17 protein-coding genes are annotated in these 20971 nt (G+C 36.3%); 9 read left to right on the top strand and 8 right to left on the bottom strand.

Annotation, left to right across the window (positions count from 1 at the left end; translation table 11 throughout):
* Positions 1 to 364: 364 nt before the first annotated feature.
* On the bottom strand, positions 365 to 1711 hold the full coding sequence (locus VKJ25_RS10785; RefSeq protein WP_324236637.1) for an MATE family efflux transporter: 1347 nt from the start codon (positions 1709 to 1711) through the stop codon (positions 365 to 367).
* A 138-nt stretch (positions 1712 to 1849) separates the two neighbouring features.
* On the opposite strand from VKJ25_RS10785, the gene VKJ25_RS10780 reads away from it, so the two are divergent.
* The 7 genes from VKJ25_RS10780 (at position 1850) to VKJ25_RS10750 (ending at position 11581) form a co-directional block, all read left to right on the top strand.
* Entirely contained in the window at positions 1850 to 2014 is a 165-nt protein-coding gene (locus VKJ25_RS10780) for a hypothetical protein (RefSeq protein WP_324236636.1), read from the top strand.
* 236 nt (positions 2015 to 2250) lie between these two features.
* Positions 2251 to 4071 (top strand): ABC transporter substrate-binding protein, encoded by a 1821-nt coding sequence (locus tag VKJ25_RS10775; protein ID WP_324236635.1) that lies wholly within the window; start codon positions 2251 to 2253, stop codon positions 4069 to 4071.
* A 627-nt stretch (positions 4072 to 4698) separates the two neighbouring features.
* Positions 4699 to 5397: a hypothetical protein gene (locus VKJ25_RS10770; protein WP_324236634.1), complete on the top strand. Its 699-nt coding sequence runs from the start codon at positions 4699 to 4701 to the stop codon at positions 5395 to 5397.
* A 636-nt stretch (positions 5398 to 6033) separates the two neighbouring features.
* Entirely contained in the window at positions 6034 to 7560 is a 1527-nt protein-coding gene (locus VKJ25_RS10765; RefSeq protein ID WP_324236633.1) for a glycoside hydrolase family 10-like protein, read from the top strand.
* Between the two features lie 747 nt (positions 7561 to 8307).
* Positions 8308 to 8916, top strand: a complete 609-nt coding sequence (locus VKJ25_RS10760) for a glutathione S-transferase family protein (RefSeq protein ID WP_324236632.1) — start codon at positions 8308 to 8310, stop codon at positions 8914 to 8916.
* Between the two features lie 442 nt (positions 8917 to 9358).
* Positions 9359 to 10315 carry a DNA polymerase III subunit delta' gene (locus tag VKJ25_RS10755; RefSeq protein ID WP_324236631.1) on the top strand — a complete coding sequence of 319 codons (957 nt, stop codon included), beginning with the start codon at positions 9359 to 9361 and terminating at the stop codon, positions 10313 to 10315.
* Between the two features lie 258 nt (positions 10316 to 10573).
* Positions 10574 to 11581: an adenosine kinase gene (locus VKJ25_RS10750; RefSeq protein ID WP_324236630.1), complete on the top strand. Its 1008-nt coding sequence runs from the start codon at positions 10574 to 10576 to the stop codon at positions 11579 to 11581.
* 552 nt (positions 11582 to 12133) lie between these two features.
* Here the strand turns inward: VKJ25_RS10750 and rplY are convergent.
* Together rplY and VKJ25_RS10740 are read right to left on the bottom strand one after the other, a co-directional pair.
* The gene (gene rplY, locus VKJ25_RS10745) at positions 12134 to 12436 is read right to left on the bottom strand and encodes a 50S ribosomal protein L25 (protein WP_324236629.1); all 303 of its coding nucleotides are present in this window, start codon (positions 12434 to 12436) and stop codon (positions 12134 to 12136) included.
* A 293-nt stretch (positions 12437 to 12729) separates the two neighbouring features.
* Positions 12730 to 14049 (bottom strand): adenylosuccinate synthase, encoded by a 1320-nt coding sequence (locus VKJ25_RS10740; protein WP_324236628.1) that lies wholly within the window; start codon positions 14047 to 14049, stop codon positions 12730 to 12732.
* A gap of 441 nt (positions 14050 to 14490) precedes the next feature.
* Here VKJ25_RS10740 and VKJ25_RS10735 point away from each other — a divergent pair, with 441 nt between their 5' ends.
* A complete protein-coding gene (locus VKJ25_RS10735) occupies positions 14491 to 15687 on the top strand; it encodes a DNA cytosine methyltransferase (protein ID WP_324236627.1) in 1197 nt (398 codons plus the stop codon).
* Here the strand turns inward: VKJ25_RS10735 and VKJ25_RS10730 are convergent.
* The 3 genes from VKJ25_RS10730 to VKJ25_RS10720 form a co-directional block, all read right to left on the bottom strand.
* Complete coding sequence (locus VKJ25_RS10730; protein ID WP_324236626.1) at positions 15672 to 16025, bottom strand: hypothetical protein; 354 nt, start codon at positions 16023 to 16025, stop codon at positions 15672 to 15674. The two genes, VKJ25_RS10735 and VKJ25_RS10730, sit on opposite strands and share 16 nt — an antisense overlap.
* A 150-nt stretch (positions 16026 to 16175) precedes the next feature.
* Positions 16176 to 16376 (bottom strand): hypothetical protein, encoded by a 201-nt coding sequence (locus tag VKJ25_RS10725; RefSeq protein WP_324236625.1) that lies wholly within the window; start codon positions 16374 to 16376, stop codon positions 16176 to 16178.
* Positions 16377 to 16550: 174 nt separating this feature from the next.
* Positions 16551 to 16841 carry a hypothetical protein gene (locus VKJ25_RS10720; RefSeq protein ID WP_324236624.1) on the bottom strand — a complete coding sequence of 97 codons (291 nt, stop codon included), beginning with the start codon at positions 16839 to 16841 and terminating at the stop codon, positions 16551 to 16553.
* 166 nt (positions 16842 to 17007) lie between these two features.
* Here VKJ25_RS10720 and VKJ25_RS10715 point away from each other — a divergent pair, with 166 nt between their 5' ends.
* Complete coding sequence (locus VKJ25_RS10715) at positions 17008 to 18051, top strand: amidohydrolase family protein (protein ID WP_324236623.1); 1044 nt, start codon at positions 17008 to 17010, stop codon at positions 18049 to 18051.
* A 429-nt stretch (positions 18052 to 18480) separates the two neighbouring features.
* Here VKJ25_RS10715 and VKJ25_RS10710 read toward each other — a convergent pair whose 3' ends face one another.
* Positions 18481 to 19863: an MFS transporter gene (locus tag VKJ25_RS10710; RefSeq protein ID WP_324236622.1), complete on the bottom strand. Its 1383-nt coding sequence runs from the start codon at positions 19861 to 19863 to the stop codon at positions 18481 to 18483.
* Between the two features lie 75 nt (positions 19864 to 19938).
* The gene (recO, locus tag VKJ25_RS10705) at positions 19939 to 20790 is read right to left on the bottom strand and encodes a DNA repair protein RecO (RefSeq protein ID WP_324236641.1); all 852 of its coding nucleotides are present in this window, start codon (positions 20788 to 20790) and stop codon (positions 19939 to 19941) included.
* Positions 20791 to 20971 lie beyond the last annotated feature (181 nt).

Below are 20971 nucleotides of genomic sequence, written 5' to 3'. Positions count from 1 at the left end.
TTATTTCTTTTTTATTCTGAAAAGGAGAAGTTTTATAACTTATATTTTGGGTGCATTTCACATTTGCAAAAATACTTTTTCCTCCATACCTATTCCCAGTTAAGTGTTCCCTAATATCTATAGTTTTTATTCCCTTAAATTCTATACAAAGTAGAACATAAAAAATGCTTGAAAGCGTCTGAAGCCTTTAAAACTCGCAATAGTTTTAAACTCTATATATGGTACCTTTGCTTAAGTACTATTGATATGTACATATCAATTTTGAATAAAGCCAAGAAATTATCCCTTTTAGGAAATAGAGAAAAGTTAAAAGTTTCAGTTTTTTTTATCTACTTTTTGATTGGTAACAACCTATCCAGGATTGCTATACACTTTGAAATTTATAGTTTTGAAGAAATTTTTTATGATACCAAAGATAAGCTCCAATACCAACTGCCAAATTAGCAAAACAAGCAGCAGCAAAAATACCATTTATTCCGAATAACCAACTTCCCAAATATGCCAAAGGTACATACAAAAATAACATCTTAGTGATAGTCATTACTACAGAAGGTAAAGGTTTCCCCAAAGCATTAAAAGTGGTACTACAAATTAATATAATCCCCGCACTACTATAACTAATAGGTACTATCAGTAAATATTTAGCAGCAACTTCTACAACTGCCGGATCTTTATCAAATATTGAAACAACCCAACTGCCGCCTATACCAAGAGCGATCGCTCCCATAATTCCCCAAAACAGACAAAACTGAAACCCTAAGCGCAAAGCAAAATACACACGGTCATACTTTTTGGCTCCCCAGTTTTGCCCGACAAAGGGACCGAAACTAGCAGATAATGCTATTGGTACAATAACAGAAAACATCTCTACCTTAGAAGCAACACCAAAACCTGCCACTGCTGCAGTGCCATAACTTGCCATCAAGCTAGTAATAAAAGCTATAGAAATTGGTGTAATCATATTTGTACCGGTGGCAGGTATACCTATATAAAGGATATTTTGCCAATTTCGGAGCATAACCTTCAAACTAGGCAACTTCCAGGAAATCATTTGTTCGTGATAGTGCAGAAAAAACAAAGAAGCTACTAATGTAGTTGCCCTACCAATAACCGTTGCTAATGCTGCTCCTTGCAACCCCATCGGTGGAATTGCACCTATTCCAAAAATTAACATTGGATCTAACACAGCATTAACAAGACCTGCTAAAATCATCACCACACTGGGAATGAATGTATTACCAGCAGCGCGAATAGCACTGTTACCTACCATTGGCACTACGATAAAAATTACTCCCAGATACCAAATTTCCATATATTCTCGAATTAGGGGCAGAATTTCTGCTTTTGCTCCTAATGCTGTAAATATGGGGTCGATAGTTGTTAAACCAAGGACTACGAAAATTCCTACTGTTAATACGGATAAAATTAGACTGTCAGTAGTAAGTCCTTTTACTTTGTGGCGGTCTCCTTCTCCAATAGCTCTAGAAATAACAGAACCAGCACCTGTTCCTAAACCCATTGATACACTACCTAATAATGTTACCACTGGAAAGGTGAAACTCATTGCTGCTAGTTCTTTTGTTCCCAGCTTACTGACAAAGTAGGTATCAACAATATTGAACCCAATGACAGCAAGCACTCCCCAAATCATAGGTATTGTTAGCTTTAATAAGAGTAGGCTAATTTTACCTTCTGTTAGTTGTTGTTTCATAGTTTTTTTCTAATAGGACTTACGCACTAGACGCTACATATAGCGTTAAAAACTATGGCGCCATAGTTTTTTAACTCTACACATAGTACCTTTCCGTAAGTCCTGTATAAATTAAGTTTTCTTTACAAAACTTTACCATTGATTTTGAGTTTGGGCAACTCTATCTGGAGTGTGGGGAGTGTGGAAGATGTGGTTCGTGTGGTCCGGGTGGGAGGTGTGGGGAGTGTGGAAGATGTGGTTCGTGTGGTCCGGGTGGGAGGTGTGGTCCGGGTGGGAGGTGTGAGAAGAATAATTGTTCCTTGATTTTTTTCTCTTGGTCTTCCTGTAGCAGTTTTCATTTCGCTAAACCACAGTAGAGACGCCCTTATGCAACTTCCCTACTAGATTTTGCTTATGGCAATGTGGTTCATCCATTTTGGAAAAAAGTATTTTTCCTATTTCCTATTCCCCGTTCCCTAAAAGCGGTAAGATTTTTATACACAAAGAAAATAGGATTGCTATAGTATAAACCAAACAAATTTTCCCCAATAATTTTCCCAATGTTAGAAAGTAAAAACCAAAATCAAAATATTCATAGATTTACTATTTTTAGAGTCCGACTCTTTTTAGTAGGGATTCTATTATTTTGTCTATTAATTATGACCAGTAGTTGTCGCTCAACATTATTAAACTCCCAGAGTAACGATAACTCAAAATTAGTGTTAGTTAACCCAACTCCTCCATCTACTTTTAACTATCCTATATCTCGTTCTCCCTACGGAATTTTTGGATATATTTACGAAGGATTAATGTCAGAAAATGGTTTAACTGGAGAATTAGAACCTGCCTTAGCAGAATCTTGGATTTTCTCTGAAGATCAAAAGCGGATTATTTTTACTTTAAGGTCAGAATTAAAATGGTCTAATGGAGAACCTCTAACTGCTGATGATGTTGTATTTACCTATCAAGATATTTATCTAAATCAAAAAATTCCTACTGTCTACAGAGACTTTTTAAGAATTGGTAGTAGTGGTGCTTTTCCCTCTATAAAAAAAATAGACCAACGTCGAATAGAGTTTATTTTACCCGAACCATTTGCTCCATTTCTCAGGTACATATTAAGATTAAAAATTTTACCAGCTCATGCTTTACGGGATAGTGTTTCTGCAACTGATGCTGATGGTAAACCTCTATTTTTATCAATCTGGAATACAAATACACAACCAGAAAAAATCATTAGTAATGGTGCATTTAAACTGGAAAATTATATTCCTTCTCAAAGAATAGTTTTACAGAAAAATCCCTTTTATTGGCGTTCTGACTCAGCAGGTGAATCTCTTCCTTATCTAGATAAAATTATCATTCAAATTATTCCATCAACTGACAATCAATTGCTAAGATTTCGTTCAGGGGAATTAGATAGTATTAGAGTAGATGCCGAAGCATTTCAATTACTTAAGCGAGAAGAAAAACGAGGCAAATATAAGATTTATAATGGTGGTCCTCAGGGAGGCTATCAATTTGTTGGTTTTAATCTTAATCAAGGAATAAATTCTCAAGGTAAACCTTTTTTAGATCCTATTAAGTCTAGTTGGTTTAATAATTTAGCATTCCGACAAGCAGTTGCTTATGGCATTAATCGCCAACGAATTAATAATAACATTTATCGCGGTTTAGGGGAAATACAACATTCTGCTTTAGGGGTAAACAGTCCTTATTATTTATCTCCAAAATCAGGATTAAAGGTTTATCAATACAACCCGAAAAAGGCAAAAAAAATATTATTAGACGCTGGTTTTAAATATAATAATGTTAATGAATTATTGGATGAAAATGGCAACCAAGTAGAATTTACAATTTTAGTAAAATCTGAAGAAAAACTACGAATAGATACAGCAGTTCAAATCAAAGAAGATTTAAGTCAAATCGGAATTAAAGGAAATTTACAGATACTTAACTTCAACACTGTTTTACAAAAGCTATTATTGACTAGAGATTGGGAATGTTATGTCGGAGCTTTTGGTGTTCCTGGCTCTGACTTTGAACCAAACTTACTTTCCCTGCTTTGGTCAAGTCAAGGTTCATTTCATCAGTTTAATTTGGGTTCTAGACCTGGTGAACCACCAATTAAAAATTGGCAAGTTTCTGACTGGGAAAAAGAAATTGACCGATTATTTACTGCTGGATATCAGACAGTAGATGAAAATAAACGCCGGGAAATTTATGGGGAATTTCAAAAAATTGTTGCCGAACAATTGCCTATATTTTTTTTAGTAAATCCTCTTTCACTTCAAGCAATTCGTAATCATATTGATAATTTAAAATTTTCTGCCATTGGCGGTGCTTTTTGGAATATTGATGAATTGAAAATTAGAGAATAGGGAATAGGTATGGGGGCAATAGGCAATAAGGAGAAGTAATTCATAATTTCTCGATAATAATTGATTGAATTTTTTATTTTTGAAGATGTCTAAATAGAAAAAAAAGTATTTTGGCAAATATGAGATGCATGCCAGAATTATTTGTATTAATCCACTACTAAAATGACACAATTGATTAATTTTGTGTAGGCGGTTTTCTAGCCAAACCCAGAAACCCCGTTTCTCGAAGAAACCGGGTTTCTTTCCCTAAGTACTGCAGGTTTCTTTGCCCAAGTCCTGCAAAATTAGCTTTTAGTAAAACAATTAATTTTGTGTATTAGGGTGTTTTTACAGCCAAACCCAGGGGCGCATCTCATAGAGCGAAAAATACTTTGTTTTATATTGCCTATTGCCCCCATACCTATTACCTAAAAGCGATATTTTTTTTGCTTTCTTCATGTATTGAGATGTACCCAAACCAAGAAACCGGGTTTCTACTCTCCTAGAAACGCAACTTCCAAAATAAGACTTACGCAGCTAAATCCAGAAACCCCGTTTCTCTTAGAAACCGGGTTTCTTTGCCTAAGTTCTGCAAAATTAGCTTTTAGTGTTATGATAATTAAAAGTTTGATTTCCAGATAGAGAAAGATGAACAAAAAAAACCTAGCTCTAGCATTATTTACAGTTGTTTTTCTAGCAGCTTGCGATGTTGGTAATAATAGTCATATTAAACTGAAAGATTATAATTATCCAAGTCAAGTTAATCCTAAAAAAGTGAGAACAAAAAATGATGTTCAAAGCAATATTAATACCAATTATGTTGTTAATTCTTGCCAAGAATTTATGGAAGATGAAATGGGATTTCCTAGGAATGGGCGGTGGTCATCGGAGTCAGATATAACAAAAACAGAATTGGGTTGGAAGTGGGGAGGTTGGGTAGAATTTGATGGAGAAAAAAGCAATTTTGTCTGCAATATAGACAACAATAAAGTAACAGCATATACTTTCGATACAGAACCATATTCTTATCATTTTCCTGATGATTCATCTCAATATGAACCCGATATTATTCCCGATAATTCATATCAATATAAAAATCCAACTAACACCAGTAGTGTTGTGAGTTCTTGTCAAGAATTTATGGAATATGAAATGGGATTTCCTAGAAATGGGAAGTGGTCTTCTCAAAAAGATGTCAGGAAAACTATAGAAGGTTGGGAATGGCGAGGATGGGTAGATGTTTATGGGGAACGAAATAAATTTGTGTGTACTGTTGATAATAATGGAGTTAGAGTCAGCACTAACTTTGAAGATTCTTATAACTATGAATACGAATATACTTATTGATAATTAATAGTTAAAGATAGTTTTCATTATCTATTAGACATCTCCAAAAATTAAATAAAAATATAATCAATATTCCGCAGGAAATGCTTACCTTACAACCTAACACCTAATATCAAATCCGGTAATATCGGTAGAATTAAAGACCGTAATGGTTTGGTCTCCAAACCCTCTAGAACTAGGAATTTTCATCAATATAATGGTAGAACCTTATTCTCCAAAGCAAGCAGATTTGATATAACATTTAGACTGCTCCAAAAATCAAAAATCAAATCAACAGGACTTCCACAAAGGTACTACATATAGAGTTAAAAAACCATTGCCCATGGGATTAGCACTATATCTACGGTCTCTGCGTAAGTCCCGATCAATTTTTATTCATAAATTATCAATTATGGCAATTCTAAATAATTTGTAGAATTTTATCGTAGAGGTCTTGTCTCTAAATCTGTCGGCATCTGGGTTTGGAGACCAAACCCCTACAATTTTTGATCACGAATGATTTCATAATTGCTGATTCCCTCTTTTATAGAAATATCTACTGACTAAAACCAACCCAAAAATCATTAAAAATGATTTAAGATTATAGAGTTAAATATGTAGCTAGAATAAGGTTAAATTACCAAAACTATCCAACCAATGAACCCAATCAGCAAACTATTAGCTAAAATCCCCAAAAATATCCAATTTAGACGAAAAAATCTCCTCTGGAGTTGCCTAATAATATTAGGACTAACCCTGACTCAAATCTCTAGCTATTTACCCATTGCCACAGCTCAACAACCATCCTTTGCTTCCCCCAGAGAATTTCGGGGAGCATGGGTAGCATCTGTCGCCAACATTGACTGGCCTTCTAAACCTGGTCTACCTGTTTTCCAACAAAAGGCAGAATTACTCAACATTCTCAACCGGATGCAGGAACTAAATCTCAATGCCTTAGTCTTGCAAGTTCGCCCCAATGGAGACGCTCTCTATAATTCCAACATCGAACCCTGGAGTGGTTGGTTAACCGGAAAACAGGGAACTCCTCCCAACCCATATTATGACCCCTTAGAATTTGCGATCGCTGAAAGTCATAAACGCAATATTGAACTTCATGCTTGGTTTAACCCTTACCGCGCCAGACTTAGTCCTAATGATGGTCCTTTCGCATCCAACCATGCAGCAGTCAAATATCCCCAATATGCTTATAGATACGGCAAAAATATTTGGTTAGATCCTGGAGCCAAAGTCATTCAAGACCAAACCTACAATACGATCATGGATGTGGTACGTCGTTATGATATTGATGCCATCCATTTTGATGACTATTTTTATCCCTATCCTCAAGGTGGTGCAGAATTTCCTGACTACGACACCTACAATAGTTACAGAGCATCTGGTGGCACTCTTTCTCTATCTAACTGGCGACGACAGAATGTGAATACTATGGTGGAACGTCTCTATCGAGGTATTCACGCTGAGAAACCTTATGTCAAATTTGGTATCAGTCCGTTTGGCATTTATCGCCCAGGGATACCTCCTGGTATTGTCGGGTTAGATCAATACAATGAGATATATGCTGATGTGAAGTTATGGTTAGAAAAAGGTTGGGTAGATTATTTAGCACCTCAACTTTATTGGCGCATCGATCCCCCCCAACAGAGTTATCCCGTGTTATTAAACTGGTGGTTGCAACAAAACCTCCAACGTCGTCATATTTATGCCGGAAATTATTTAAGTCAGTTGCAAACTTCTGGTTGGTCGATATCTGAGTTTGAGAGACAAGTTGCTATTTCTCGTCAGAGAGCAAGTCAACTTTCTTTGGGGAATATCTTTTTTAGTATGAAGATGTTTCGAGATAATGTGGCGGGTGTGAATAATGTGTTCAAAAGTTCCATTTATCCCACGCCAGCATTACCTCCAGCGATGCCGTGGTTAGATAACCAACCCCCTGCAGCACCTACAGGAGTACAAGTTAATTCTGGTGTTATTAGTTGGAATGTTGATAAGACTGGAGATGTTCGCTCTTGGGCGTTGTATCAGCAAACTGGTAATCAATGGGTGTTGTCGCAAGTATTAAATTCTGATACTAATGGGGTGAGAGTTAGTCCGGGAACTTATGCTTTGCGAGCAGTCGATCGCTTGGCAAATGAAAGTGTGGAAGAAGTGGTAACAGTGCAGTAAGTTAGAAGTTGTTTTGGTCACGGCAGTTTTGAGCAACCCTACTAGACTGACACACCTAAAATGGTTCATATGGGGTAGGGGCGGGTTGATGAGGAGATTTTTATGCTTACTCTAAGATTTATAGGACTTACGCACGAACGCTATTGGTAGGGTGCTTTTTCGGCGCTTGAGCCGACATGAATGCGCTCGCAGTCCCTATACGATAACGCTGCGCGACATGAAAAGCGCACAACGCACAACGCACCAATACTCTATATATAGTGCCTCCCGTGTAAGTCCTGATTTACATAAACTCGCCCCGTTAGACTGTTGTTTAGATCATGGGGTGCGGGTTAGAAATTAATGAATAATTAATAATGAAATTAGATTTCTGCCTCTTGCGCATAGGTCTCTCGGTTTTAACTAGAGGTAATAATTAATAATTAATAATTAATTATTAATTATTAATTATTATAAACTTGCCCTGTTAGACTGTTGTTTAGATCATGGGGGCGGGTGAGAAATTAATGAATAATTAATAATGAAGTCAGATTTCCGCTCCCTGTTTACTATCTCTCGGTTTTAACCAGAGGTAATTATTAATTATTAATTATAATAAACTCGCCCTAAAGACTGTTGTTTAGATCATGGGGGGCGGGTTTAGCTGACTCAATGTAAAAACTCGTTAACTAACTTGTGAAACCCGCCCCTACAGAACATGATTTCTTTACCAACCCTGATATAAGGTACTAATAACTTATAAATAAAATGCTAAAATTATACGAATTTTCTTCCTCTGGTAACTGTTATAAAATCCGCCTATTATTAACCCAATTAGAAATACCTTTTACCAGAATAGAAATTGATATAACCAAAGGAGAAAGTCGCACCCCAGAATTTTTACAAAAAAATCCTAACGGTAGGATTCCTGTATTAGAAATAGAACCAAATACATTTTTATCTGAGTCTAATGCAATTATTTTTTATCTCAGTGCCGGAACCAAATTTTTCCCCACTAATAAATGGGAACAAGCTCAAGTAATGCAGTGGTTATTTTTTGAACAATATAGCCATGAACCTTATATTGCTACCTCTCGTTATTGGATAAGTATTTTGGGAAAAGCAGAAGAATATAAAACACAAATTAAACAAAAACAACTAGGAGGTTATGCAGCTTTAAATGTCATGGAAAAACACTTAGAAAAACATCAATTTTTCGTAGGCGATCGCTATAGTATTGCTGATATTTGTTTGTTTGCTTATACTCATGTTGCTGATGAAGGAGGATTTGATTTAAGTCAGTTTCCAGCGCTCCAAAATTGGATAGAAAAAGTCAAAAATCAACCTTTATATGTGAGCATAGGGAGTAGAGAGTAGAGAGTGGGGGAGAAAAGATTTTTGCCCTTGTTTCGTACCTCAACCCAACCTACATCTATTGCATCATTTAAAATGAAACGGTCTGCTACTGCATTGTTTCATCTAAAATGGTGCATTAGGAAGACACCGTAGGGGCGGGTTTTACAAGTAGGGATGTTGCATAAGAAAAATGCGTTTCATTTCGCGCAGCGATACGTCCGTACAACGAGTTTTCATCCGTTTCCTAGATAAACCCGCCCCAGTGATATAAGCCACCCTCTCAGGGGCGGCTTTATGTAAATCCTAGAATAAGCATGCAAATTTCTTGAGAAACCTGTCCCTACCTATTACACTATTTTAGATGAAACGGTCTACTACCAGTGTTTATGTGTAAGTCCGTCCTCATAATATAAAATCCGTTGGCTACGGAAAACTGATAACTGATAACTGATCACTGAAATTGATGCTATCACAATTTACTCCTATCATCGGACAAAACCAAGCCATAGAATTATTAACTCAAGCAGTAGCTCACCAACGTATTGCTCCTGCTTATCTATTTGCCGGACCTTCAGGAATAGGACGAGGTTTAACTGCTCAATGTTTTATCGAACTCCTATTCTCCAATACTCTCTCCCCCAACCCTAACACCTCATCCCTACAAAATCGCATTCACAAAAGAAACCATCCCGACTTACTTTGGGTAGAACCAACATATCTACACCAAGGAAAATTACTGTCAGCAAAAGAAGCAACAGAAGCAGGAGTAAAACGCAAGTCACCTCCGCAAATACGTTTGGAACAAGTGCGCGATATTAGTCAATTTCTAGGTCGCCCTCCCCTAGAAGCAGCAAGATCAGTTGTGGTATTACAACAAGCTGAAACTATGGGAGAAAGTGCAGCAAATGGTTTATTGAAAACTTTGGAAGAACCAGGAAAACGAGCGACTTTAATTTTAATTGCTCCTGGAGTTGACTCCTTATTACCAACTTTGGTGTCGCGCTGTCAACGCATTCCTTTTTATCGTTTGACTGAGGAAAATATGCAGTTAGTATTAGAAAAAGCAGGTTATGGAGAAATTTTGACTAAGCCAGAAGTAATAGCAATGTCTCAAGGAAGTCCAGGAGAAGCGATCGCTTATTGGCAACAACTACAACAAATTCCGGCAGATATTCTGGCAGTTGCGACTCAGGGTATTCAAAATACTCGTCAAGCATTAGAAGTAGGGCGAGATATTAGTAAAAATTTGGATACAGAAGCACAGTTATGGTTGATAGACTATTTACAACATTATTATTGGAGGCAGCAGGTTTACGGAGTAGAATTTCTCCAACATTTAGAGACAGCCAGAAAATATTTGCTCTCCTATGTACAACCCAGGTTAGTTTGGGAATGTACATTGATGGCGATGATTCAATAATTAATAATTAATAATTAATAATTAGGTTTTGCTTATAGAAGTCTTTTATTAAGTGGGAGGAGTTAGGAGTCAGAAGTCAATCCACCCCTAACCCCTCCTAGGAGGTGAAGTCAAGAGAAATAGGAGTTATAGATTAGGTGATCGGAAGATTTGTTGGGTTTCGTTCCTCAACCCAACCTACACTTATTGCAGCTATTACCTACTTCCTACTCCCTCTTTATGATATTATAATCAAGTGGCCAAACAATAGAAAAATAAATGACAGCAGTAAACACCCAAAAATTAGACGTATACGGTGTCGGTAATGCCCTAGTTGACATCCTCGCACTTGTAGAAGAAGATTTTATCACAAAATATTCCCTGCAAAAAAGTGGCATGACTTTAATGGATGCTCCAACACAAGGAGGAATTTTAGCAGGACTAAAAAACATCTCCTTAAAAAAACGTTCCGGTGGTTCCGCTGCAAATTCCATGATAGCGATCGCTCAAAGTGGAGGAACAGGTATTTTTGTGGGCAAAGTTGCCAGTGATACAAACGGAGCAATCTACCGTCAAGATATGTTGGACTTAAAAATAGAGTTTAATGTTGCTGCTGCACCTACAGCAGATGAACCTACAGGTACTTGTGTCGTACTCACAACTCCCGACGCTGAACGTACTATGTGTACAAATTTAGGAACATCTGTAAATCTCAGTGTTAGTGATATTGATCCAGAGGAAATTAAGCGTTGTAAATATAGTTATGTAGAAGGTTATTTGTGGACTGGAGAAAGTACAAAGCAAGCTTGTATTAAAGCTATGGAAGATTCTCAGCGTGCAGGAGTGAAAGTTTGTTTTACCTTCTCAGACCAATTTTTGGTAGATATGTTTGCTGATGACTTCCGTGGGGTACTTTCAAATTATTGTGATGTAGTATTCTGCAATGCTGATGAAGCGCGTAGTTTTACAGGAATAGATTCTTTAGAAAAATCTGCTGCCAAAATTGGGGAGTTGGTGGAAACAGCTTTTATTACCAATGGCAAAGATGGTTGTTTAGTAGTTCATAATAAACAAATTATTACTGTACCTGGATTTCCGGCAACAGCGATCGATACTGTTGGTGCTGGAGATGCTTTTGCTGGAGGTACGTTATATGGTTTGACTCATGGTTATGAACCTACTAAAGCTGCACTTTGGGGAAATTATCTAGCTTCTAATGTTGTCCAAATTCAAGGCCCCCGTCTAGAAGGAACTTGGTCAGATAAAGTTGAGCAAATAATTAAGTAAGGGAGCAAACCTTTGTAACACAGCCTTCTAGGCTGTCATAGCCATGTTGTAGGGTAGGTTCTTTTGTAACACAGACATCTTGCCTATCATAGCTATGTTGTAGGGTAGGTTCTTTTGTAACACAGCCTTCTAGGCTGTCATAGCCATGTTGTAGTGAATTGACACAACTGTAAGACAGCCTTCTAGGCTGTCATAGCCATGTTGTAGGGTGCGTTCTTTTGTAAGACAGCCTTCTAGGCTGTCATAGCCATGTTGTAGGGTGCGTTAATGAATGTAACGCACCGCTCATACCAAATAGATATCTCCAACAATCACTCATTAAATCAATTATTGTTCAGAAATTATCAATTATTCCTCTCCTAGGAGGGGTTAAGGGTAGGTTCTCTGTTCCCTGTTTCCTCTTTTGTGGAGATGTCTAAATATGGAATCCGAAAATTTTAAAGATAATTAATTATTATCCACAAATCATCAATTATTCCTCCCTGTTCCCAGTTAAGTGTTCCCTGTTCCCTCTTTTCTAGAAATCTCTACTACTAATAACTGATAACCGAATTAAGCGCGATCGCCAACGGAGAAAAAGCTGAGGTGGTAAATCTCTGGTTTATAGGGATGATATTGAATTTCCCTAATCACAGTTTTCCCATTCCAGGAAATCTCAGGAACTTTTAGGTCAATAATAGTTTTGTTAGCGAAGGCTTTCTTTAACAACTGCTGCACTTTTTTCACTTCAATAGTTAATTCAACAGATTCTGGAACTTGATGACCATACAATACTGCGGGAATTAATCCTTCCCGTCGTAAGGCTTTAGTTTTACTACCTTCGGGTCTTTTCTGACATTCTACTGTAACTTCCATCTTGACTTTTTTTTCTCTTAATGTGCTTATTGATTATATCAAAATTATCATAAAAAAGGGAGTCGGGAGTCGGGAGTCGGGAGTAGAGAATTAGACATCTCCAGACAAAGAGGGAATAGGTAATAGGCAATAGGAAGAAAGAATTGATCATTTCTCTACAATAATTGACTTGATTTTTTATTTCTGGAGATTTCTCATAGTAAATATAATATTTATGGGAGCAAAGATGCTCCCACTACTATCTCTCTTCAAACATCCTCAGAAATTTTTCTATTCTCTCTGCTCCCTATTTCCTATTCTTCAGAATATAACAACCCCCGCTTAGGTCCATGAATTGGGTCTTCAACCAAAATAGTCTGGTCACGACTAGGGCCAACAGATACAATAGCGATAGGTACATTCATCAACTCTGCCAAGAATCGTAAATAATCCAAAGCTTGCTTAGGTAAATCTTCCAGAGTTCGACAATCCATAGTTGATTGCTGCCAACCAGGTAATGTTTTATAAATAGGCTTGCACTTAGCTAATTCTGTAGAACTACTAGGGAAATTTTCACAACGATCACCCTCCATATCATAAGCTACACAAACCTTAATCTCCGACAACTCATCCAAAACATCCAACTTAGTAATTGCCATACAGTCCATACCATTAATTCGCACTGCATAACGCCCAATCACTGCATCAAACCATCCACAACGACGTTTACGACCAGTAGTTGTCCCAAATTCGGCTCCGCGATCGCAAAGTAATTCCCCAACCCCATCTATAGCTTCTGTAGGAAATGGTCCTTCTCCGACTCTAGTTGTATAAGCCTTAGCTACCCCAATCACTCGGTCAATCATTGTCGGCCCAACACCCGCACCTACACAAGCACCTCCTGCCACTGGATTTGAGGAAGTTACATAAGGATAAGTACCGTGGTCTAAATCTAATAAAGTACCTTGCGCTCCTTCAAATAAAATATTCCGTCGTTGGTGAATAGCATTGTAAATAGTTAAAGACGCATTTACAACATGAGGTCTCAAACGGTCAGCAAACTGTAAATATTCATCTATTACTTGGTCTGGGTCTAAAGGTTCTAGATTATAAAGCTTCTCTAGAATCACATTTTTATAGTTAACCGTCCAATTTACCTGTTCTTTCAATCTCTCTGGACTAATCAAATCAATCATCCGAATCCCAGTCCGCTCAGACTTATCGGCATAAGTTGGACCAATACCCCTACCTGTTGTCCCTATTTTTTTACTCCCCCGACGTTCCTCCGACGCTTTGTCTATCAGTCGATGATAAGGCATGGTTACATGAGCAGCTTGAGAAATCATCAACTTGGCCGTGGAAATGCCTAAAGCTTCTACTTGGTCTAGTTCCTCTATCAGAATTTTAGGGTCTATAACCGTTCCCGAACCAATAATACATTCTGTGTCAGGATAAAGGATACCTGAAGGGATTAAGTGTAGTTTAAATGTTTGGCCATCAACTACCACTGTATGGCCAGCATTAACGCCCCCCTGGTAGCGGACAACTACATCTGCTGATTTGCTCAATAAATCGGTAATTTTTCCTTTTCCTTCATCGCCCCACTGAGCGCCTATTACAATTACGTTAGCCAAGGGTCTTCTCTACAGTATAGTTAACACAATTTTCAATCCTCCCATCAACTCTATGGTTATGTCAATTATTTTTTGTTAATTATTGTTACAATAATCTGAAAGTCTATTAATAATTAGGGTTTACTGAAAAAGTCTGATGGTAGAGGTAGGGAGTAGTGAAGAGTCAAGAGGAATCAGGAGTTTTAGAGGATGTACTTGTAAAAATTATCCCTTGCCAACTCTGCTCAAGTCTTAACCCAAATACTCACTTTTTCACTCTTATCTGATCAGGGGAAAATCTGCTACTTTGCTCACTATCTAAAAAGACCAAAAGTTTTATCTATGAAAGCTTTGAGATTTCCATACACCAGCCCTAACTAGAAATAGTTTTCATTACCCACTATTTATTAATTATTAATTATTAATTATTAATTGTTAATTATCCATTATCTATCTTGCCTAATGTCAAAAGCATCACCCCATAAAGGTTGGAATATTACTGAAGCACAAAGAGAAGTTTATAGAGAGCGTTCAAAAGCATCTAGTCGCGCTAAAAAACAAGCTTTAAATGGAGAAGGTAAAAAACCAATACATCCTATTAATATTCCGAATCTAAATCCTGAAAATTTGATGCCACAAATGCCTAGAAATAAATGGCGAAGTCTCTCTTTATTTAGTGGAGGTGGTGGTCTTGACCTTGGTTTTGACCGAGCAGGTTTTAATCATATTTCCTCCTACGATATTCTCCCAGAAGCTGGTAATACTTTGCGTAACCTTCGACCAGATTGGCAAATTTTTTCAGGTGAAAAGGGAGATGTCACAAAAGTAGATTGGCGCTCTTATCGTGGGTCAATTGATATTATTCATGGGGGTCCACCTTGTCAGCCTTTTTCTGTTGCTGGTCGTCAAAAAGGTAAGGAAGATAATCGTGATATGTTCCCTGAATTTATTCGTGCTGTCTTGGAAATTGAACCTCTAATATTTGTGGCAGAAAATGTTACTGCATTGGTAAGTAAAAAGTTTAGTAAATATGTTGAAGAAGTTATTGAATCTCCTTTAGCTTCTTACTATAAACTGAGGAAATTTATTTTAAATGCTTCAGATTTTGGGATTTCTCAAATTAGAAAACGAGTCTTTTTTGTTGGTTTTCGAGATGAAAAATATTTGGCGAAATATCAACCTCCTAAGCCTACTCATCGTTGGCATCATTTATCAACAAATCAATCGACAAAACCAGTTCAACTAAATATTTTTGAGGATTATGAAAATACAGATAAATTGCAACTTTGTATGGGAATTCGTGAAGCTTTAGGATTACCAAATATTGGATTTGATGCTTTATCACCTACTCTCAGAAGTGGGCTAACTGGACTCCGCCATACTACCTCTATTTTAAGTAGTGTTTCTGCACAAAAAGCTTGGGAAAAATTACAGATTTGGCCGAATGGAGTAGCTGAAAATAGAGAAAAAGCACATTTATTTGTAGCTAAAAATAGTCATTTTCGGTTGTCTGTTCCTGACTGTGGAATCCTTCAAGGTTTTCCTGAATCTTGGCAATTTTCTGGGGCAGTTTATCAAGCATTAGGTCAAATTGGTAATGCTGTACCACCACCTATGGCTTATCAAATAGCACTGTCTATTGCTCAAGTATTTTCTTGAATATTTTTTGTTACAAGTTCTCTTAAATGTTGAGCATGATTGGTAGTTATTTGCTCGCAATCTTGAAAATATGAGGCTGGAATATGGGGGTTATTTAAAGTTGAATCTTTCTCAATTAAATATTGACATCTATCTCTTAAAATCAAAAGCATTCTTTCAGGAGAGTAGCCAAATTCTAAATCCATTTTATTTCGGTATTCTTGAATTGTATATTGTCTTTTTTGCAGACTCTGAGCATCTTCGAGTGTATAAACTTCTTTTTTGCCAACAATTTTATACAGTAAAGATATACTAATTAATTCTGGTATTAATTGAGCAAGTTTATAATCTAATCTCACATAAGCTGATTTTTCACTAATCTAAGGAACCATCATTTTAGGAGAAGCATATAAGCAATATTTTAGGATTTTACCACCTTTTTCATAAAAACCAAATAACCAATGTTTTCCTTTCCACTTTTTAATATGCTCCGGTCCAAAATCTCTTGCTCAAGTATTTTCTTGAATAGTTTCTGTTACAAGTTCTCTTAAATGTTGAGCATGATTGGTAGTTATTTGCTCCCAATCTTTAAAATATGAGGCTGGAATATGAGGATTATTTAAAGTTGAATCTTTCTCAATTAAATATTGACATCTATCTCTTAAAATCAAAAGCATTCTTTCAGGAGAGTAGCCAAATTCTAAATCCATTTTATTTCGGTATTCTTGAATTGTGTATTGTCTTTTTTGTAGACTCTGAGCATCTTCGAGTGTATAAACTTCTTTTTTGCCAACAATTTTATACAGTAAAGATATACTAATTAATTCTGGTATTAATTGAGCAAGTTTATAATCTGATGCAACATAAGCTGATTTTTCACTAATCTAAGGAACCATCATTTTTGGGGAAGCATATAAGCAATATTTTAGGATTTTACCACCTTTTTCATAAAAACCAAATAACCAATGTTTTCCTTTCCACTTTTTAATATGATCCGGTCCAAAATCTCTAACTGTAGTTACAGAATTTTTTGTAGTTGACTTTAATTCAAAAGGAATTTTTAGTCCATTTAAAGTCAAGATTGCATCTGTTCCACTACGAGTTAAATTGACTGGTCTTTCTAAATTAAATAATTGGATAAGTTCATTTTCTCGACTGTCATCTTGTACTGTCATTTTTATAATTAATTTTTATTCTTTTGGGAATTAAAAAAAAAAGGAGTCTATAATCCATAAATAACTCAAATAAAAAGTGAATGATTAATTTCCCTAATATTCTCAGATTTTAATCATCTTTTCCCCAGAATAAAGAAATATTATATCAAGGATAAATTAAGTTTCTATGGCTTTACACGCAGAATTACATCGACATTTAGGAGGCTCGGTAGTTCCTAGAGTTTTATGGAGATATTTCCAACGGCAAAATCAAGAATTGGCAAATCCTTTTCCTGAATATCAACAATTTGAAGATTTCTACACTAAACCACGAAATACTTTAGAAGAATATTTAGAGCTACATACTTTAGTAGAAAAAGTTCAAACTATTGAGACTTTACCATACTTTATTTATCGCTTAATTCGTGGTGCTTATACATTTGAAAATTTAGCTTATTTAGAGTTACGTTATACTCCTTATTTGAGAACTCCAGATAATTTATCTCAGTCTGAAAGGATAGATTTAATGTCAGAAATAGTTATGACTGTAGGTAAGGCAACTCAACAGAATGAATATCCTATTGTTACTAGCCAAATTTTATGTACTCATACTCGTTTGCCTGATGAAGTTAATCGAGCAATTGTGGATTTAGCAATACAAATCCCACAATATGTCTGTGCTATAGATGTGGCTGGAGGAGATAATAATTACAAAGAACGGATAGATGAATTTATTAAACTCTATAAATATGCTCGTGAACAAGGTGTAAAAACTACGGGGCATTTGTATGAAACTCCTAATGGTTGTCATCCAGAATTATTACCTTATTTAATGCGTATTGGTCATGGCATTCAAATACCTTTAAAATATCCTGAATTATTAAAAGAAGTAGCTAGTCGGGGGCAATGTTTAGAAGTTTGTCCGACTACCTATTTCAAGACAGGAACTCTGGATGATATTACTCAATTAAAGACTGTATTTGATAAATGTTTTGATGCGGGAGTAGATATTGCTATTTGTACAGATAATGCTGGTTTACATAATGTACGTTTGCCCTTTGAATATGAGAATTTATTGACACTTGATGTAATTGATTTTCGAGAATTACAAGCTTGTCAAGATGCAGCTTTTCGTCATGCTTTTGCTTGGCCTTATGGTAAAAGACCACAGGAAATGTTAACAGGATTATTAAAGCCAGAATCTATAGTTGCAGAAGCTTTTAATAATTAATAATTAACAATTAATAATTAATAATTAGCACCAGTAGGTTGGGTTTCGTTCCTCAACCCAACCATAATCTTTATTACCTATTGAACTGTTTGCTCTTAATCTTAACAGGACTTACACGGGAGGTACTATATATAGAGTCAAGAAACTATTTTGCAATAGTTTTAAGCACTATATCTAGGGTGGCTGCGTAAGTCCTGCTTAAATAATGCAATAGGAAATCTGCTAAGGTAAGTTAGTTGTTCTTACCATAATGGCAAATCTAATGCACAGTTTTAGGTCAAACAGTTGACTACTGGACTTCTGTTGGGTTTCGTCCCTCAACCCAACCTACAGTTATTACAACTAATTTCTATTCAATATTAGTAGGCAAAGAAAAGAAAATGTTGGGTTTCGTCCCTCAACCCAACCTACAGTTATTGCTACTAACTTCTATTCAATATTAGTAGGCAGAGAAAAGAAACTGAAAAATATACTGGCTATTATTACCACTCCTCCTAAACCTAACAAAACTTTTGGTAAACCTAAAAAAGTTTCCATCACCCCTGCTAAAGCTAAAGGTAAACTTAGAGCAATATTCACAGCATTATTCTGGAGACCAAATACTTTTCCTCGCATTTCTTCAGGAGTTTCCGCTTGAACTGTAGTTTGCATTGGTACTCCTACTACTGCACCAAACAGTCCTAAAATACCAATCAGAATTATAACTACCCAAAACTGTTGATTAAATATAGATAAACCTACTAAAGAAGTTGCCATTCCGATCGAACCTATGAAACTGAGTTGGAAATGGGATAACCAATGTCCAAGTTGACCGACTATTCCAGCACCAATACCCATACCTACTCCAGCAGCAGCTAATAATAACCCAAACTCTTCAGCTTCCATTCCCGGAATAATTTCTGCTAAACGTACTGCCAAAACTGCCAAAGCTGCAAAAATAGAAAATAAAACAATTTGCTGAATAATGGCATTACGAACTCGATGATGATTTTTCAAATAACGCAAGCCATCTCCTAAATCTGCTAAAATATGGGGCTGTTCTTTTTCACTCAAATTTTTCTGTTCCCCAGTTTTGAGTAAAATTAATAGTAAACCAGCGATCGCATAACTTCCACCTACTACAAGTTCTTTACCGAAAGTTTCCCCAAAACCAATTTTGGCGACTAAACTATCAGCTAATTCTAATAAAGGATCTCCTACTGCAAAGCCAATAATTACAGAAGCCATCATTGTGGTAGTGTAAAGAGAGTTGGCAGAAAGTAGATGTCGCTTTTCTACAATTAAAGGAATAGCTGCTTGTTCCGCAGGGGCAAAAAATTGAGTCAGGGTGGAAACCAAAAAGGTTAATAATAACATTAGGCAAAATCCTAAAGGTAAATTGCCTAGATTAAAATCATTAGATAGCCACAATACTATGGGCAAAATTAGAACTAAACCACCTCTGACCAAATTTGTAGCAACTAAAATTACTTTTTTGGGCCACCTATCTACATAGACACCAGCTCCAGCTCCGAATAATACAGCGGGGATAGTAAAAGCAATCATAATCGCCGATACCCATCCACTTATAGTTTGGTCTGCTGCTTGGAACTGATTAGCAGTAATAGTAATCATTAGTACCAAGTAAACTTTGTCTGCGAGTTGAGAAAATACTTGACCACTCCAGAGAGTTAAGAATTTACCGTTTTTCAGCACTGGTAAAAGTCCACGTTCGGATTCTTCAGTTGTTATAGATGCTTCCGCAGTAGATTCTGGATCGGGTTGGTTTTCTGGTTTTGGTTCTTTTGTTAAATCTGAATCAGATAATTGCATTTTAATGAATAATTAATAATGATTTGTGAAAAAAATTGGGTTTGGAGACCAAACCCCTACAATAGTATGTAAAACCTATGGATGTATTGATGATAATTGTAAATAAGTATCAATTAATTCCGCAGAACGGATAGAATAACCTAAATGATATTGGGTATATTTTCTTAAAAGTTTTTCCACTTTCACCCAATCTTGATAAGCAGTCAGTTGAACTAAAGTCTGAAGTTTAGCTTGTGGTAGTTGTTGAAGCAGTAAAAGTTGATTAGCATTGAGCAGGGTATTAATTTTGGTACTAGAGTTTTGGTTTGATAAATTTTGGTAGTCTGATTGTACAACAGAAATATCATCAATTTTAATAACTCCTCCTGCATCCATACTAAAACCAATTTGCCAGTCAGAATAATTAAAGTTTGGCTCTAGTTCATTTCCTGTAGCGCAACATTTATGGACTTGGGGAGCTATTCCTTCTATGGCGAGTAAGTGATATATTCCATGAGCAAGGTATGCTATGAGTTGGGTATGCCAAAGTCGGTCAGTTTTATGGTGCAGTTGTTCTATACGTTCGAGGTGTTCGTTGAGTAGATAGAAAAGCTCAGTTTGAGGATGTTCGCTGAGAGCTTGATAAAGGACTAATTCTGCTAAATATTGACCTGCTGCTAATTTTCCCAGGTTTTGACTAAGACCAGTGTAAGATGTTATGGTTTCTGCTTGGTTGATTCGGTCGAGCGATCGCCCCTGGGAAATCAATAATTGATTGACGACAAATAGTTCGCTTCTACCCCCCAGTTTAGATTTTGGCTTCCTAGCTCCGGAAGCTACGACTCGAATCAAACCATATTCTGGAGTTAGGATGGTTAATAAACGATCTGATTCTCCTAAAGGCATAGTTTTGAGATTTATTCCTGTTGCTTTGTAGAGTTTCGCCATATAGATTAAATTCAAAAGTTAAAAGTCAAAATTCCTAAGTCAGAGATTTTCATTCAACAGTTAAAAGTCAAAATTCCTAAGTCAGAGATTTTCATTCAACAGTTAAAAGTCAAAATTCCTAAGTCAGAGATTTTCATTCAACAGTTAAAAGTCAAAATTCCTAAGTCAGAGATTTTCATTC

The organism is Okeania sp. (assembly GCF_035285525.1).
In the GTDB taxonomy this organism is placed as follows: domain Bacteria; phylum Cyanobacteriota; class Cyanobacteriia; order Cyanobacteriales; family Microcoleaceae; genus Trichodesmium.
This window is presented reverse-complemented; position numbering and strand designations above follow the sequence as displayed.

What these genes read in the sequence shown, in the direction of transcription:
- VKJ25_RS10785 (WP_324236637.1), bottom strand. Translation starts at nt 1,711, where the DNA reads ATGAAACAACAACTAACAGAAGGTAAAATTAGCCTACTCTTATTAAAG.
- VKJ25_RS10775 (WP_324236635.1), top strand. Translation starts at nt 2,251, where the DNA reads ATGTTAGAAAGTAAAAACCAAAATCAAAATATTCATAGATTTACTATT.
- VKJ25_RS10770 (WP_324236634.1), top strand. Translation starts at nt 4,699, where the DNA reads ATGAACAAAAAAAACCTAGCTCTAGCATTATTTACAGTTGTTTTTCTA.
- VKJ25_RS10765 (WP_324236633.1), top strand. Translation starts at nt 6,034, where the DNA reads ATGAACCCAATCAGCAAACTATTAGCTAAAATCCCCAAAAATATCCAA.
- VKJ25_RS10760 (WP_324236632.1), top strand. Translation starts at nt 8,308, where the DNA reads ATGCTAAAATTATACGAATTTTCTTCCTCTGGTAACTGTTATAAAATC.
- VKJ25_RS10755 (WP_324236631.1), top strand. Translation starts at nt 9,359, where the DNA reads ATGCTATCACAATTTACTCCTATCATCGGACAAAACCAAGCCATAGAA.
- VKJ25_RS10750 (WP_324236630.1), top strand. Translation starts at nt 10,574, where the DNA reads ATGACAGCAGTAAACACCCAAAAATTAGACGTATACGGTGTCGGTAAT.
- rplY (WP_324236629.1), bottom strand. Translation starts at nt 12,436, where the DNA reads ATGGAAGTTACAGTAGAATGTCAGAAAAGACCCGAAGGTAGTAAAACT.
- VKJ25_RS10735 (WP_324236627.1), top strand. Translation starts at nt 14,491, where the DNA reads ATGTCAAAAGCATCACCCCATAAAGGTTGGAATATTACTGAAGCACAA.
- VKJ25_RS10725 (WP_324236625.1), bottom strand. Translation starts at nt 16,376, where the DNA reads ATGGATTTAGAATTTGGCTACTCTCCTGAAAGAATGCTTTTGATTTTA.
- VKJ25_RS10720 (WP_324236624.1), bottom strand. Translation starts at nt 16,841, where the DNA reads ATGACAGTACAAGATGACAGTCGAGAAAATGAACTTATCCAATTATTT.
- VKJ25_RS10715 (WP_324236623.1), top strand. Translation starts at nt 17,008, where the DNA reads ATGGCTTTACACGCAGAATTACATCGACATTTAGGAGGCTCGGTAGTT.
- VKJ25_RS10710 (WP_324236622.1), bottom strand. Translation starts at nt 19,863, where the DNA reads ATGCAATTATCTGATTCAGATTTAACAAAAGAACCAAAACCAGAAAAC.
- recO (WP_324236641.1), bottom strand. Translation starts at nt 20,790, where the DNA reads ATGGCGAAACTCTACAAAGCAACAGGAATAAATCTCAAAACTATGCCT.